This window comes from Edaphocola aurantiacus (genome assembly GCF_019797745.1).
Lineage (GTDB): Bacteria > Bacteroidota > Bacteroidia > Chitinophagales > Chitinophagaceae > Edaphocola > Edaphocola aurantiacus.
Genome location: NZ_VOSI01000001.1, coordinates 942,123 through 957,796 on the forward strand (window position 1 = coordinate 942,123; position 15,674 = coordinate 957,796).

General features: G+C 43.1%; 17 protein-coding genes. 7 read left to right on the forward strand and 10 right to left on the reverse strand.

Features of this window, described 5'->3' with window-relative positions:
* Nucleotides 1-2 precede the first annotated feature (2 nt).
* From FTD44_RS04015 to rplF, 7 genes are all read right to left on the reverse strand, one after another.
* On the reverse strand, nt 3-365 hold the full coding sequence (locus FTD44_RS04015; RefSeq protein ID WP_222165265.1) for a c-type cytochrome: 363 nt from the start codon (nt 363-365) through the stop codon (nt 3-5).
* Between the two features lie 189 nt (nt 366-554).
* On the reverse strand, nt 555-1,883 hold the full coding sequence (gene secY, locus FTD44_RS04020) for a preprotein translocase subunit SecY (RefSeq protein ID WP_222165266.1): 1,329 nt from the start codon (nt 1,881-1,883) through the stop codon (nt 555-557).
* Nucleotides 1,884-2,016: 133 nt separating this feature from the next.
* A complete protein-coding gene (gene rplO / locus FTD44_RS04025) occupies nt 2,017-2,463 on the reverse strand; it encodes a 50S ribosomal protein L15 (protein ID WP_129022260.1) in 447 nt (148 codons plus the stop codon).
* A 100-nt stretch (nt 2,464-2,563) separates the two neighbouring features.
* Nucleotides 2,564-2,746, reverse strand: a complete 183-nt coding sequence (rpmD, locus tag FTD44_RS04030; RefSeq protein WP_129022259.1) for a 50S ribosomal protein L30 — start codon at nt 2,744-2,746, stop codon at nt 2,564-2,566.
* A gap of 48 nt (nt 2,747-2,794) precedes the next feature.
* Nucleotides 2,795-3,313: a 30S ribosomal protein S5 gene (gene rpsE, locus FTD44_RS04035; protein WP_222165267.1), complete on the reverse strand. Its 519-nt coding sequence runs from the start codon at nt 3,311-3,313 to the stop codon at nt 2,795-2,797.
* 59 nt (nt 3,314-3,372) lie between these two features.
* Nucleotides 3,373-3,735, reverse strand: a complete 363-nt coding sequence (gene rplR / locus FTD44_RS04040; RefSeq protein ID WP_129022257.1) for a 50S ribosomal protein L18 — start codon at nt 3,733-3,735, stop codon at nt 3,373-3,375.
* A gap of 195 nt (nt 3,736-3,930) precedes the next feature.
* A complete protein-coding gene (rplF, locus tag FTD44_RS04045) occupies nt 3,931-4,485 on the reverse strand; it encodes a 50S ribosomal protein L6 (protein WP_222165268.1) in 555 nt (184 codons plus the stop codon).
* Between the two features lie 320 nt (nt 4,486-4,805).
* On the opposite strand from rplF, the gene FTD44_RS04050 reads away from it, so the two are divergent.
* The 5 genes from FTD44_RS04050 to FTD44_RS04070 all read left to right on the forward strand — a co-directional run bounded on the left by FTD44_RS04050 (nt 4,806) and on the right by FTD44_RS04070 (nt 11,724).
* Nucleotides 4,806-6,656 (forward strand): thiol protease/hemagglutinin PrtT, encoded by a 1,851-nt coding sequence (locus FTD44_RS04050; RefSeq protein WP_222165269.1) that lies wholly within the window; start codon nt 4,806-4,808, stop codon nt 6,654-6,656.
* A 43-nt stretch (nt 6,657-6,699) separates the two neighbouring features.
* The gene (locus FTD44_RS04055) at nt 6,700-7,164 is read left to right on the forward strand and encodes a hypothetical protein (RefSeq protein ID WP_222165270.1); all 465 of its coding nucleotides are present in this window, start codon (nt 6,700-6,702) and stop codon (nt 7,162-7,164) included.
* A gap of 84 nt (nt 7,165-7,248) precedes the next feature.
* Nucleotides 7,249-9,237, forward strand: coding sequence for a (E)-4-hydroxy-3-methylbut-2-enyl-diphosphate synthase (gene ispG / locus FTD44_RS04060; RefSeq protein ID WP_222165271.1), 1,989 nt, complete (start codon nt 7,249-7,251; stop codon nt 9,235-9,237).
* A gap of 95 nt (nt 9,238-9,332) precedes the next feature.
* Entirely contained in the window at nt 9,333-10,337 is a 1,005-nt protein-coding gene (dusB, locus tag FTD44_RS04065; protein WP_222165272.1) for a tRNA dihydrouridine synthase DusB, read from the forward strand.
* A gap of 61 nt (nt 10,338-10,398) precedes the next feature.
* Nucleotides 10,399-11,724 (forward strand): polysaccharide deacetylase family protein, encoded by a 1,326-nt coding sequence (locus FTD44_RS04070; protein WP_222165273.1) that lies wholly within the window; start codon nt 10,399-10,401, stop codon nt 11,722-11,724.
* A 5-nt stretch (nt 11,725-11,729) separates the two neighbouring features.
* Here FTD44_RS04070 and FTD44_RS04075 read toward each other — a convergent pair whose 3' ends face one another.
* The gene (locus FTD44_RS04075; RefSeq protein ID WP_222165274.1) at nt 11,730-12,404 is read right to left on the reverse strand and encodes a MarR family transcriptional regulator; all 675 of its coding nucleotides are present in this window, start codon (nt 12,402-12,404) and stop codon (nt 11,730-11,732) included.
* A 141-nt stretch (nt 12,405-12,545) separates the two neighbouring features.
* Nucleotides 12,546-13,217, reverse strand: coding sequence for a helix-turn-helix domain-containing protein (locus tag FTD44_RS04080; protein ID WP_222165275.1), 672 nt, complete (start codon nt 13,215-13,217; stop codon nt 12,546-12,548).
* Between the two features lie 87 nt (nt 13,218-13,304).
* On the opposite strand from FTD44_RS04080, the gene FTD44_RS04085 reads away from it, so the two are divergent.
* Nucleotides 13,305-13,526 (forward strand): hypothetical protein, encoded by a 222-nt coding sequence (locus tag FTD44_RS04085; RefSeq protein ID WP_222165276.1) that lies wholly within the window; start codon nt 13,305-13,307, stop codon nt 13,524-13,526.
* 57 nt (nt 13,527-13,583) lie between these two features.
* On the opposite strand, the gene FTD44_RS04090 is transcribed toward FTD44_RS04085, so the two are convergent.
* Nucleotides 13,584-14,321, reverse strand: coding sequence for a tyrosine-protein phosphatase (locus FTD44_RS04090; protein ID WP_222165277.1), 738 nt, complete (start codon nt 14,319-14,321; stop codon nt 13,584-13,586).
* A gap of 151 nt (nt 14,322-14,472) precedes the next feature.
* Between FTD44_RS04090 and FTD44_RS04095 the strand changes: the two genes are divergently transcribed.
* Nucleotides 14,473-15,612, forward strand: coding sequence for an aminotransferase class I/II-fold pyridoxal phosphate-dependent enzyme (locus tag FTD44_RS04095; protein ID WP_222165278.1), 1,140 nt, complete (start codon nt 14,473-14,475; stop codon nt 15,610-15,612).
* Nucleotides 15,613-15,674: the final 62 nt, after the last annotated feature.

The following is a 15,674-nucleotide window of genomic DNA, read 5'->3' on the forward strand; positions in this document are numbered from 1 at the left end:
GATTAATTATTAAGTCTTCCCTGGTTGATCCAGGCTTGGATTTTGTTGATATCGCAGTCAGATAATTTTGGCGCATTGCTTGGCATCGGAGAGTATCCGCTGGAATGTTTGATAACCCCTAAAAGCACTACATCATAAATATTGCCGATTCCTGCATAAGTACTGGTGACTACACCACCACTCGGATTGGCCCCGGAATGGCAGGAGTTACAGTTATTAGCCATAATGTTGGCAACTGTATTGGCATAGGATACAGCAGTTGTGTCGCAAGTATTATTATTCTTTTGCGATAAGTCGTACTCATTATCCTTAGTACAGGAGGCAAAGGCCGATACGAGCGCGAAAGCTACGATCAATTTCTTCATTTGAATATTTTGTTTGGATAAAATTACGGATTCATGACATTAGATGTATATACAAATATATGTACAATTTGTTAAGTACTTGTGATTAACAAATTTCGCATTAGCAATTACAGGAGTACCGGACATAAAAAGAGTTCACTAAGATAGTGAACTCTTTCGCTATTTAAAGCAATGATTTTTACAATAGTATTACAGTTGGACTGCTTGTCTTCCGGAAACACGACCGGTTTTCATCATACCATCATACTGACGCATCAGCAGGTAACTGTCTATTTGTTGAATAGTGTCCAGGATTACTGCAACACCAATCAGCATAGAAGTACCACCGAAGAAGGTAGAGAAACCGCTGGTTACACCTAATAAAGCTGCGATACCAGGTAAGATACCTGCCAGTGCCAGGAATACAGCACCCGGAAGGGTGATTCTATCCATGATTGCACCGATATAATCTGCAGTAGGCTGACCCGGTTGAATACCAGGGATGAAGCTGTTGTTACGCTTCAGGTTTTCGGCCATCTCTGTAGGGTTAAAGATCAGGGCTGTATAGAAGTATGTAAATACGATTACCAGTACTGCATAAACCAGGTTATACGACAGTGTAGTATGATCTGAAAGGCTTTTCAACCATCCAGCTGCATTACCGTCCTGTGCTACCAGACCTGCGATCATTGCAGGAATGAATAATAAGGCCTGAGCGAAGATGATAGGCATTACACCTGCAGAGTTTACTTTCAGCGGAATGAAGTTACGGGCACCACCAATTTCTTTGGCAGCGTTTGTACCTACGATTCTGCGTGCATAGTTCAGTGGTATTTTACGTACACCTTGTGTAAGCATAACCAGTCCGATCAGTACTGCAATGAACATTGCCAGCTCGATCAGCAGGAACAGGATCTTATCCTGACCGATCTTGGTTGTAAACTCCTGGGCAACAGCCTGAGGGAAACGACCTAAGATACCAACCATGATGAGTAAGGATACACCGTTACCGATACCTTTATCTGTAATTTTCTCACCTAACCACATTACGAATAATGTACCTGCAGTCAATAAGATTACTGTAGAAACGTAGAACAACAGGTTATCCATTACGATAGCACCCGGAATTGGTCTCAGGTATGTACCGATGTAGGCACTACCCTGGAACGCAGCCACGATGATCGTCAGGAAACGCGTGTATTGGTTAATTTTGTTTCTTCCACTCTCTTCTTTCTGCAGCTTGGCAAATTGAGGAATAACAATACCTGCAAGTTGCATAAAGATTGAAGCAGAGATATACGGCATTACACCTAAAGCCAGAATAGCTCCGTTACTGAAGGCACCACCTGCAAACATGTTGATCAGGCCCAGTAAACCATCCTGATTCTGATTCTGATTTAAAGCGTTAGGATCGATACCAGGCAGTACAATGAACGTACCTAAACGGTACACCAAAATAAGCCCTAAAGTAAGCAAAATGCGATTACGCAATTCTTCGATACCCCAAACGTCTTTAACTTTTTCTATAAATTTTTTCACGAACTTTAAGATTTAAACGAGGTGCGAATAAACAACAAAAAACGCATTTTACCAAACCTTAATATATTTTTTTATATTAAGAAACCTGAAACAGGTTTATCTTGTCTGATAAAATGCGTTCTCCAATATGATATTAAGCTAACTCTACGGTTCCGCCTGCAGCTTCGATAGCAACTTTAGCGCTAGCGCTTACTGCGTTAACTTTTACCGTTACTTTAGACTTCAGCTCACCAGTACCTAATATTTTTACAACATCAGTACGGCTGATTAAACCGTTGATATACAGGTTTTCCAAAGAGAAATCTTCCAGACCGTATTTCTCAACGAAATATTCGATCTGACCCAGGTTGAATACTTTGTAATCAACACGGTTCATTGTTTTGAAACCTCTCTTAGGCATACGACGCTGGATAGGCATCTGACCACCTTCGTGACCGATTTTAGATTGATAACCGGTACGGCTTTGCTGACCTTTGTTACCTTTACCTGCGGTTACACCGTAACCACTACCTTCACCGCGACCTACACGTTTAGTGTGGTGGGTACTACCTGCTGCTGGTTTTAAATTGTGCAGTTGCATAATTGAAATTGTTTTTGTTTACTTGCGCGGAAACAAATCCGCTCGCTGGTTATAAAAAATTATATTGTGGCTGCACATACAGCCACAATATGGAATAGATTTATTTTACTTCTTCAACCTTTACCAGGTGGAATACTTTGGTAATCATACCTTGAATCTGAGGGTTAACCTCTTTTTCAACAGTAGCGTTCATTTTATTTAAACCCAAAGCTTTCAAAGTGCGTTTTTGACGCTCAGAACGGTCGATACCGCTTTTAACTTGAGTGATTTTTACTTTTGACATGATTGCTTATTTAAAAAGATAATTGAATAGAATAATTGAAACAAACAATTATCCGTTAAATACTTTTTTCAGGTTAATGTTACGGGATTTAGCTACTTCGATCGGTTGACGCATTTGAGTTAAGGCTTTGATAGTAGCTTTAACCACGTTATGCGGGTTAGCAGAACCTAAAGATTTAGCCAGGATATCTGTATAACCAGCTACCTCTAATACCGCACGCATGCTACCACCAGACAGTACTCCTGTACCATTTGCAGCTGGTTTGATCAGTACTTTAGCAGAACCTAATTTAGTGAACTGATCGTGAGGTACTGTACCTTTCATTACAGGAACTTTAACCAGGTTTTTCTTAGCATCATCGATACCTTTCTGGATAGCTTCCTGAACTTCTTTTGCTTTACCTAAACCCTGACCGATAACACCTTGACCGTTACCTACTACTACTAAAGCAGAGAAACTGAATGCACGACCACCTTTGGTAGTTTTAACAACGCGGTTGATTGAAACCACCTTGTCTTTTAATTCTAATTCACCAGTTTTTGCTGGGTTGTTATTTGAATTTGCCATTGTAATTTTTTTTGAATTGCGAGGTTCTGAGGCCTCAATTGCTTGATAAATAATTTAATTTAGAATTTAAGGCCACCTTCACGAGCGCCGTCTGCTAATGACTTAACACGACCGTGGTATAAATAACCACCTCTGTCAAACACTACAGTCTCAATTCCTAAATCTTTAGCTTTTTGAGCAATTGTTTTACCTACTAAAGCTGCTAATTCTGTTTTAGTACCAGTTTGTGCTACGATGTCTTTTTGACGACTGTTCGCTGCTACAATAGTTGCACCATTTGTGTCATCTATGATTTGAGCATAGATATCTTTGTTAGAACGGAATACAGAAAGACGAGGCTTTTGTGCAGTACCGTTTACATTTTTACGTACTCTGAAGCGAAGTTTTGTACGACGCAATACGCTTTTTGCTGTTTTTGACATTTTATTTTTATTTGTACGGGCTCCCCTTTACGTGTGTAATGCTGGCAATGGTATGTTCCCCGTTTCAGAGGAATACCTTTTTTGTACATCTCATCACCATACACAGGATAAAGAAGGCTTCCGAAGGTTACTTGTATAGATTATGCTGAATGTCTCCAGGTATAACCGGAAACATTCAGCATGAGTTTATTATAATTATTTACCAGCAGTTTTACCAGCTTTACGACGGATGATTTCACCCTGGAAGCGGATACCTTTACCTTTGTATGGTTCTGGTTTACGCAGACCACGGATCTTTGCAGCTACCTGACCTACCAGTTGTTTGTCTATAGAAGTCAGTGTAACCAATGGCGCCTTACCTTTTTCCATTACTGCAGTAGCGGTAATTTCTTTAGGTAATTCGATGATGATGTTGTGAGAATAACCCAGAGCCATATCCAGTTGCTGACCGGTAACAGCAGCACGGTAACCCACACCCACTAATTCCAGTTTCAGTTCATAACCAGCGCTTACACCAACAACCATGTTGTTGATCAGAGAGCGGTATAAACCATGTAATGCACGGTGACGGATTTGTTCTGTAGGACGGGTGATCGTTACAGTGTTACCTTCAACTTCAACTTTCATATCGCGATCCAGTTGTTGTTTCAGTTCACCTTTAGGTCCTTTTACCGTTACTTCGTTAGATGCAGAAACAGTAAGAGTTACGTTGTCTGCTAATGTGATTTGCTTTTTGCCTATACGAGACATGTTTAAAAAATTAAAAAAGTTAAAAAATTAACCTGTTACAGTGTTCAGTTCCACGTATAGGAAAGAACTTTAGATTGTCAGCAACAGATTTTTCAAAATGTTCGCAAAGGTACACCTTTTTCTAAATATAATCCAAAAAAATAATAATTAAGTCATATTAGTTCTTGAATCTATATGTAAAAGTATAGAAAATAATTGTTCTCCGCAGAAAAACACAATAACACCGCATTATTAAAAAATAGTTATCTCTTCTGCGAAACATATTAATACAATACATATCTTTATGAACTTTTTCAACTATTTATTCAATCATTATTTCAATGAAAAAAATATCTATTTCTGCGTTCCTGCTTCTGGGTCTTTTCAGCAGCTCCTACGCTAAGACGGTTAACCAGGAACAGGCCATGAAAGCTGCCAGAAGCTTCTATACCAACAAAGGTGGCAATGCCAACCTGAGACTTGCACATACCTACACCATCGGTAATACAAACATTCCGACCGTATATGTATTTGAAAGCCAGTTGGGTAACGGTTTTGTTGTCGTTTCTGCAGAAGACCGCGTACAACCGGTTTTAGGCTACTCTACAGAAAGCAAATTTTATGCAGCAGACAATAGTGTTTCTCCTGAAGCACAATACTGGTTACAGAACTACAGCAAGCAGATCGCTTCTGTAGCCCTCAGCAACCGTACGGCTTCTGCAGGGGTAACCACGCAATGGCAGCGCCTTCTTCAAACACAAAGTATCACCATTCCGTCAACATTAGCTACCCCGGTAGCCCCTATGCTGACGACCCTATGGGACCAGGGTACTTATTACAACACCCTCTGCCCTACCGGCACTCCTACAGGTTGTGTGGCTACGGCAATGGCACAGATCATGAAATTCTGGAATAACCCTACTCAGGGCACCGGCCAGCATACATACAGCAGCAGTACCCTGGGTGGTACCATGTCTGCCAACTTTGGTACAACTACCTACGATTGGGCTAATATGCCTAACCAGGTAATGTCCGGTTCTACGGCAGCGCAGAAATCTGCAGTTGCTACACTGATGTACCACTGCGGGGTATCTGTAGAAATGGATTATGATAACGGAGGCAGCGGCGCCCAGGTAATTGACGGTGGTGCAGGCTGGGCCTGTTCTGAAAATGCATTAAAAAATAATTTCGGGTACAAAACCACGATCAAAGGTTATGAGCGTGCCGACTTTAGCGATACTACATGGCATAAAATGTTGATGTTCGAGATCAATACCGGTCGTCCTATCCTGTATGCAGGTTTTGGCCAGGTAGGCGGACATGCCTTTGTTTTTGACGGATATGATGCTACCGAGATGTTCCACATCAACTGGGGATGGAACGGATTAAGCAACGGTTATTTTGAAGTAGATGACCTGAGTCCTTCTGCCCTGGGTACCGGTGGTGGCGCTGGTAACTTTAACTATGGCCAACAGGCCCTGGTAATGATAGAACCAACATCAAGTGTATTACCTCCTAACCCATGGACTCCGGACAACCAGCAGGTTAGCCTGAATTTAGTGGAAGCAGCTGCTCCAAGTCCTTTGTACGCAGAAGTAGCACAGGGAACATCATACACCGTTACTGCGCCTATCAAGAATTCCAGCCCGGCAGCCATCTCCGGCATCGTATTATATACTGTGGCAATTGATACTGCAGAAGCGAATAGCAGTGGTAATCCTAATTTCCACATGCTGGGACAAACTACTTTATCTATCCCTGCTCATGGCACATATACCAATATCACTACGGTGTCTAATATGACTTTACCGGTTTCGGCTTACTATGTTCTGCAATTATATGTAGATCAGAACCAGGATATGTATATTGTTACAGACTCTGTTAGTGGTGAACCTACCCTGCCGTTACTGGTTGTAAAAACACCTACCAGCATTCAGAATGTAGACAAAAACAACCTGATCAACATATACCCGAACCCTGCAATGAACCTGATCAATATCGACGGGGGCAAATTCGGCAGCAAGATTACAGGCTACAAAGTATATGACATTGTAGGCAAAACGTATATGAACGCAGCGGTAAATACCAATACGTTCAGCATTGATGCTTCTGCATTAGGAAAAGGCATGTATTACATCCAGATGAATACTGCAGCCGGAATTGTTACCAAACCGGTTTCTATCGTAAAATAAGACTATGCGTATATTATTTCTTTTAATAATCACATCTGTTTTTATGGGCACAAGTTCTTGTGCCCATAAAAATGTACCCAAACAGACTCAATTGGTGCAGCCTAAATTTGATGCTTCTCCGGCAGTGGTGATATACAAGACAAAAAAGGATTACTCCCGCTTTGTTGCCGTTACACTCTCCGCAGATAAAAGTAAGATCACGAGCTACCCTGCTCCATCGGACATCAGCCCGGAAATGTCTGTACCAGTCGCACTGGCAGACGGCTACTGGCTCGACAGAAGGGGCATCGGTGAACATGTGGCCTTCCTGAAGATGACTTATGCAGCATATGCGCAATTGAGCAGCCCTCCATCGAAAGAGCAGTTATGGTCTCAGATACAGGATAAGGACCCTATTGTAAGTATGTATAACTGTGGCGCTGCCTATAGCTATACAGATAAGGAAAAACAGATAAACGAGGTCATTAAATCGGGGAAAGTAAAGACCCTTTTTAAACAGATTAAATAAGATTAACAAAACGATAGCTGCCGGCTATCGTTTTTGTTTTGAAATCAGTCCCTCAATATTCATTATTGTATTTACTTTTGTATTATGGAATATTATGCAGCTTCGCTGACCCAGTACAAGCGAATCCCTACACTGGAGGTAAATGTCGGAGGCCTTTTATTAGGAAACGGACATCCTATACGCCTGCAAACGATGACGACCAAAGATACGATGGATACGGAAGGATCTGTAGCGGAAACGATCCGCTGCATTGAAGCCGGTGCAGAACTGGTAAGGATTACGGCTCCTTCAAAGAAGGAAGCGGAGAATCTGGCTGCCATTCGCAAGGGCATTGAAGCCCAGGGCTATAATGTACCACTCGTTGCTGATATACATTACACTCCTAATGCCGCTGAAATTGCCGCACAACTGATCCAGAAAGTGCGTGTGAACCCGGGCAACTATGTAGATAAAAAGAAATTTGAAACCCTTACCTATACCGATGAGGACTACCAGGAAGAACTGGACAGAATTGCCAAAAAGTTTATTCCACTGATCAATATCTGTAAAGAACATCATACAGCCATTCGTATCGGTACTAATCATGGATCGCTGAGCGACCGCATTATGAGCCGCTATGGAGACACCCATAATGGCATGGTGGAAAGTGCTATGGAATTTCTACGCATTGCCCGCAGCCAGGATTTCCATAACCTGGTCATCAGTATGAAATCCAGTAACCCACAGGTCATGGTACATGCTTACCGGCTACTGGTTAAAACTATGCAGGAAGAGTTCGGGGTGATCTATCCCCTGCACCTCGGTGTAACGGAAGCCGGCGATGGAGAAGATGGCCGCATCAAAAGCGCTGTAGGAATCGGAACTTTGCTGGAAGACGGACTCGGAGATACCGTACGCGTATCGCTCACCGAGAATCCAGAGCTTGAAATTCCGGTATGCCGTGACCTGGTTAAACGCTATGAGACCAACCCATACAATCTGACAGAGGCCACCGTTCCGGCTATAGCCGCTCTGCCCTATAATCCTTTCGAATATAAGCGCCGCAGCAGTTTTGCGGTAGAAAATATCGGGGGTGCACAGGTTCCGGTAGTCCTAGCAGATTTTTCTAAATTCCCCAAAGACATCAGCCCGGAAAGCCTTCAGGCAATCGGATATACTTATAGCCCGGATCTGGATAAGTGGCAGATTGCAGATGCAGCGGCAGACTACATCTTTACTGAACAGCCAGACCTTAGCTTTGCCCTGCCCGGTACTCTAAAGGTACTTACCTGGGCCAGTCAATGGCAACAGTGTGCTCATAAAGATCAGACATTCCCTGTATTCCTCTTAGAAGAATACCTGAACGCAACTCCCGAACAGAAAAGCCGCCGTATCAACCTGGTTATGGTGGACTGCTACAATAATGAGTTTCCGGTGAACATGGATGATGTTGCCCTGCTTAAAGAAGATGAAACGGTAGTACTCTGCCTGAGCTGCGAACATAAAAATGCAATGCAGGCCATCCGCAGAATGTGTATGGAACTGATGGATCGTCAGATCCACAATCCGGTAGTCATTATGAATGACAGCTACTGGGCTACGCTGGATGAACACCTGATTCATTTCGCTACAGAATGTGGCGCCTTACTCATCGATGGCTTTGGCGACGGACTGTCACTGGGCCTGAAACCTCATTCTTACAAGGCACTCACCGGCGAGCATCATCTTGAAAAATTCCTGAACGATGCTGCCTTCGGTATTTTACAGGCCACCCGCACCCGTATTTCCAAAACAGAATATATCTCCTGCCCCAGTTGTGGCAGAACCTTATTTGACCTGCAGGAAACGACCGCTAAAATAAGGGCAGCAACACATCACCTCAAAGGCCTTAAGATTGGCGTGATGGGCTGTATTGTAAACGGTCCCGGCGAGATGGCAGATGCCGATTTCGGTTATGTAGGTAGCGGTGTAGGAAAAATAACATTGTACAAAGGCCAGGAGGTCGTAAAACGTAACGTTGACAGCGAAGTGGCCGTTAATGAACTGATACAGCTGATCAAAGACAGCGATGCCTGGGTAGATCAGCACTTATAAACACAAAAACAATTCATTTTATACGGTGTCATCAGGAGTTTAAGACCCTTTTGACACCGTATAATTTTATTTATTGTAATTTTGCACTCAATATTATGGTAAAAATCGGCAATATCGAATTAGGTGAATTTCCCCTGTTGCTTGCTCCTATGGAGGATGTAAGCGACCCGCCTTTTCGTGCAGTGTGTAAAGAACAGGGTGTAGACTTTATGTATACAGAGTTTATATCCTCTGAGGGGCTGATCCGTGATGCTATTAAAAGCCGGCAGAAACTGGATATTTTCGATTATGAACGTCCGATTGGCATACAGATTTTCGGGGGCGATGAAGAAGCAATGGCCTTGTCTGCCAAGATCGTTGCGGCAACCAATCCCGACCTGATTGATATTAACTTCGGCTGCCCGGTAAAAAAGGTAGTTTGTAAAGGCGCCGGTGCCGGTATCCTTAAAGATATCCCTAAAATGATCCAGCTGACCAAAGCGGTGGTAGATTCTACCGACCTGCCGGTTACGGTTAAAACCCGTCTGGGCTGGGATGATAGCAGTAAAAATATTGAAGAGGTAGCGGAACGCCTGCAGGATATAGGCATCAAAGCACTGTCTATACACGGCCGTACCCGCATGCAGATGTATAAGGGAGATGCTGACTGGACCCTGATCGGAAAAGTAAAAGATAACCCACGCATACAAATCCCCATCTTCGGAAACGGAGATATTGATACGCCACAGAAGGCACTGGAATATAAAAACCGCTACGGTGTAGATGGTATTATGATCGGCAGAGCTGCCATTGGCTACCCATGGTTTTTCAAAGAGGTGAAGCATTACTTTGCTACCGGGGAGATATTGCCGCCTCCTACTGTAGCAGATCGTATTGAAGTATGCCGCAGACATCTTACCCGCTCGGCAGAATGGAAAGGCGAAAAGCTGGGCATCCTGGAGATGCGCAGACACTATGCCACTTATCTGAAAGGACTGAGAGGAGCCAAAGAGTTCCGCGCCAAACTGGTAAATGCCCCTAGCCTCGCAGAGGTATTATCTATCCTCAATGATGCAGAGATTAACCTTTCTGCGCAGAATGAGTTGCTGACACATAGCTAGACCCGGATTTAAGAGTTGGCAATCCCCCCAAACCTTGTTATTTTAGCGAAAACATCGAACCATGGAGTTTCCCCACCAAATACTGATATACTGTGTACAAATCACTACACGTCTGCAGTATGTCCTGGATTGGATCTTCAGGGAGCAGATGAGTATCGATTACCGGATCACTTATGATAAGGAAACCTGGATGCAACACCAGGGCCCCAAAATAAATTACTCAGAAGCCCGGATGCATAATGAGGATATACTCATTATCCCGCACCGTCTGATTTTTGAAACAGGAGAGAGTGTTCAGCAACTGAATGTCAACCGCTGGAAAAAAAGCACCATCCTGTTTTATAACCAACCGGGGGCATTAATCCCTTTCGACATTTTTTCTGCCACTTTTTATATGCTTTCGCGCTATGAAGAGTACCTCCCGCATAAAAAAGACAAACACGGCCGCTACTGGCATACCAATTCTGTTGCGGTACAATACTCGTTCCTGCAACAACCGGTTGTTGACGAGTGGGTGGTTGCATTCAAAAAGATACTAGAGCGGAAATTCAACATCGCTATTCCTCACAATGATTTTACATTTCTGCCCACCTATGATATAGACATTGCATGGGCCTACCTGAATAAGCCTAAAAAGCAAAACTGGGGTGGCGCTGTAAGGGATTTGCTGCGCCTGCGCATCGGCTGGGCATTAGACCGGCTTATTGTACACACCTCCAAAAAGCAGGACCCTTATGATGCCTATGCATGGATGGACGATGTGCATAAATTCTACAACCTGGAACCGGTTTACTTCTTCCTTGTAGGACAGACAGGCCCATTAGACAGGAATATTGATCCTAAGACCCCTGCTATGCAGGAGCTGATCAAACATACTGCCAGCCGCTATCATGTGGGGCTGCATCCATCATACGGTTCCTTCAATCAGCCTTCGCTGGTTCAAAAAGAGCTGCATACCTTACAGAATATTACTGGCCGCTATATCTTATCCAGCAGACAGCATTATATTAAGCTGCAACTACCGGATACATACCGAGACCTGATTGATATCGGTATCGAGGAAGATTATTCTATGGGCTACCCTACAGTCAACGGATTCCGGGCAGGAACCTCCCAACCTTTTTTATGGTTTGACCTGGCACGGGAAGAGCGCACCAGTCTGCGTGTACATCCTTTCTGCTTTATGGAAACTACAGCCATTAATGTATATGATGGTTCTAAAACGGAAGCATACCGGGAGGCTGAACGCCTGATCATGGCTACCAAACAGGTACAGGGCCAGTTTGTAAGTATATTTCACAATAATAACCTTGGCACCGGAAGAGAGCATAAAGGCTGGCATAAACTATACCAGAAAATGATTGAGCGGATAAAAGAACCTTCTTAAGGTGTTTAATCCGTACTATATATCGCACCATTATCCTGTCGCTTGCATACATAGCCAAGCACCTGGAAAATACTGCGGATGTCCTTTTTACCTATTTTCACCGGAGGATATTTATAACGCCCATCAAGATAAGTGGCTTCATTTGTTGCGTATGCATAAATATAGTCTTTGTCTTCCGAAGGCTGTATTTCCCTCAGCAGGCGGTTGTCTCCGTATTCGATTATATAGTGTTCTCCCCAGATCAGCTCATCGATCTTATGCTTCTGACGCAGTACAAGCAAACAGCCTGGAGCATACTCTTTCATACTGGTATTATAATACAATGTAGCGGCAGTTGCACCGGGAAACCAGTCTCCCGGATCAATATAACTCAGGTTGTACTCATTCTCCGGCTCCTCAACAGCCCTCACTTCGTCTACATCTTTATAAAAGGGAATCCGGTTTGCCTTCCGGCTATTCTCGTTACGCAGCATATCTTCCTGTCCGGATATAATCCAGGCCGCATTGTACCGAGGAAAGGTCTCGCATATTCTGACGAGCCATTTACTCTGAATATCGGTGTCTTTCTTCAGCGCTCTGGACAGCACTCCCTTGCTGGCTCCGATGCGCTGCTCCAGTGCAGTTATAGTGATGCCCTCGTGCCGGGCAATCTTGTCAATTCGGTTCAAAATATTTTCCATAGGTATGTAGTATCTTTTTTGGCAGCCGTAGTTTCATAGTTGTAAACTGCGAAACTATAGCTACCAAAAACAAATATAAATAAATGTGTCAGTAATCTTGAAACTCTGTGTGAAATAGTGCCAATGTTTAAGAACAGGCCTTTAAAGATTTGTATAGATGCGGTCATTACTTTCCCGCTTATGTATATGGCCCAGCACCTGGAAAATAAGCTTTATACGGTTGATGCTGATATGTACCGGTGGGTATTTAGACCTCCCATCTATGTATGTTGACTCATCCGTAGCATAGGCATAAAGATGGTCTTTATCTTCTGCTGGCTGCACGGTTCTCAATATCCGGTTGTCGCCATACCCGATTACATAATCTTCTCCCCATACCAGTTCATGCGGGTTTGTTTTTTTCCGCAGGATCAGTACACAACCCGGCTGATACTCCGTCATCCCTACGTTATGATATCGTATTGCAGCCGATGCAGCAGGAAACCAGTCTCCCGGATCAATATAGGCAGTTGTGTATATTTCATCGGAATCAGATACATCTCCAATAGAAGCCAGGTCATTAAATAAAGGAATCAGACTGGTTTTTCTACTATGCTCTTTAAGCATTGTACCTTTTCCTGTGAGGAGCCAGGAGGCATCGTATCCGGGATAATTTTCAACTATTCTGACCAGCCATTTACATTGAATATCGGTAGTTTTAGCCAGTGCACGGGACAAAACACCTTTACTTGCGCCTATTACCTGCTCTAATGCTGTAATAGTAATTCCCTCACTTTCAGCCAACTGGCTAATTCTAGTTAAAACCGTATCCATAATTGAAGAAAATTTTCCCCACAAAAATTGAATAAGCGAAAATTATCACCTATTTTGCAGTTGTAAATAATGAAACAAACCGCACAAATGAACAAATATACAAGAAAGTACGATGCGATCCAAGCTGAGTCTGTAAAATGGGTAGCCGCACATAAAGACATCTGTACCTCAGAACAATGGGTAAGAAGGGTATTAAAAGACCGCAATATAATCGGCGAAAAAGCAGACCAGATCAGGAAGCTTTACTTCTGGAAATACAACAAACTGCAAGAAGCTGCTGCAGAACAACCAAAAGACGATGAAATATGATCATATAACAAAGGCAGACAATTGTATTGCCTGCCTTTGTTCCTATTGAGATAAATTTTATATGGTAATATTCTGCCAGTTTGTTTGCTCCAGGCGTTTCACTATTTTCTGATCCAATTGCATAAAGGAAAGTCTTTTCAAATGTCTTTCATGATGCAGATCGGTACCGATAAAGGAATACATTCCTTCCTGCAGCATTTTTTCCGCAACTTCTTTTTCTTTTGATCCATAATAACCAGACAGAGACAATATATTTAATTGCAGTCCCACACCACGATCGAGATATTTAGTAAACACAGCTAACTTATCATCTACATAGTGGTATCGTTCCGGGTGCGCTAAAATAGCTTTATAGCCGGCCGCCTCGATATTGAAAAGCACTTCTTCAATATCAAATGGCTCTGAGTAGAACGGTGTTTCGATCAGAATTTTATTTTCTGTTACCGTGAGCAGGTTACCCTCTTTAAGCACATTCAGAAAATTTTCATCAATCATATACTCCGCAGCATAGGAAAGAGAAATGTCAATGCCTGCGAGGGCCAATCCTTCTTTCAGGCGATCATAAGCTTGCGTAATAGTTGTACGATCGTTTTTGTGCAGCTCAGACATGATATGTGGTGTACCCATGAACTTTTTGATTCCACAAGCCATCATTCCTTTTATCAGTGACACCGCAGTATCTACATCGGGAGCACCATCATCAATACCAGGTAAGATATGCGAGTGCATATCTTGTGTTACAATAGAGCCAATATCTATAGAGACCTTTTTATTTTTCTTAAAAATCGAAAACATGCAATTCTAATTTATTTCTTAAACGCTTAATTCTCTTCATTATGCTCCTCAAGAAATCAGATAAAATATGGTCGAAGAAGGAGATTATCATTACATTTGCCCAACTTTCCGACGATATTCGGGAAGCAAAATTATTAAAAATCTATAAGTAATGTCGGTTTCAACAAAAATTTGGCTTTCTTCACCACATATGGGCGGTGGAGAGCAGAAGTACATTAAGGAAGCATTTGATACAAACTGGGTTGCCCCGCTTGGACCAAATGTAAACGGCTTCGAAGAAGACATCCAGCACTACCTGGGACAAAATGTATCTGTATCAGCTTTAAGTTCAGGAACCGCAGCATTACACCTTGCTTTTTTATTGCTGGGTGTACAGCCCGGAGATGAGATCATATGCCAGTCTATGACATTCTCTGCCTCTGCAAACCCTATCACTTACGTTGGTGCCACACCTATATTTGTTGATAGTGAGCCGGATACCTGGTGTATATGCCCGGTTGCTCTGGAGGCTGCAATAAAAGACAGATTAGCTAAAGGAAAAAATATAAAAGCGATCGTGCCGGTGCACCTTTATGGTATGCCTGCTAAAATGGATCTCATCCTGCAAATCGCGCAACAATACAATATACCGGTTGTTGAAGATGCAGCAGAATCACTGGGCTCTACCTATAAGGGGCAGCAATGCGGCACTTTCGGCCTGATGTCCTGCCTGTCTTTCAATGGTAATAAAATCATTACTACCTCTGGTGGGGGTGCTTTAGTAGCACAAACGGAAGCGCTGGCGCAGAAGGCAACCTTCCTGGCGACACAAGCCAGAGACAATGCACCACATTACCAGCATTCACATATTGGCTACAACTATCGAATGAGTAATATCGTAGCCGGAATCGGGAGAGGACAAATGGAAGTCCTGAACGATTGGATTGCCAAAAGAAGATCCAATTTTGACCGCTATTCGAATTACTTCAGCACAGTAGAAGGCGTGACAATGCACCAGGAACAACCTGACAGCTTCAGCAACAGATGGCTTACTGCCATTGTTATTGATCCGGCTAAGACTAATGGCTTAAGCAGAGAAACCCTCAGAGAGGCTTTGCTGACTAAAGACATTGAGAGCCGTCCTTTGTGGAAGCCGATGCACATGCAGCCAATATTTTCCCAGGCACCATATTATGGCGGGAAAGTAAGTGAGCAGTTATTTGAGCAGGGCTTATGCCTGCCATCTGGTTCTAACCTTACCGATGCCGATTTCGCCCGTATTTTTGACGTTTTTGATACTTGTTTCCGGTAGATTAGCGTTGTATAGCTAAAGACCGGCCGGCCCTTATGTATTTCCATCTTCAAAAATCAGAA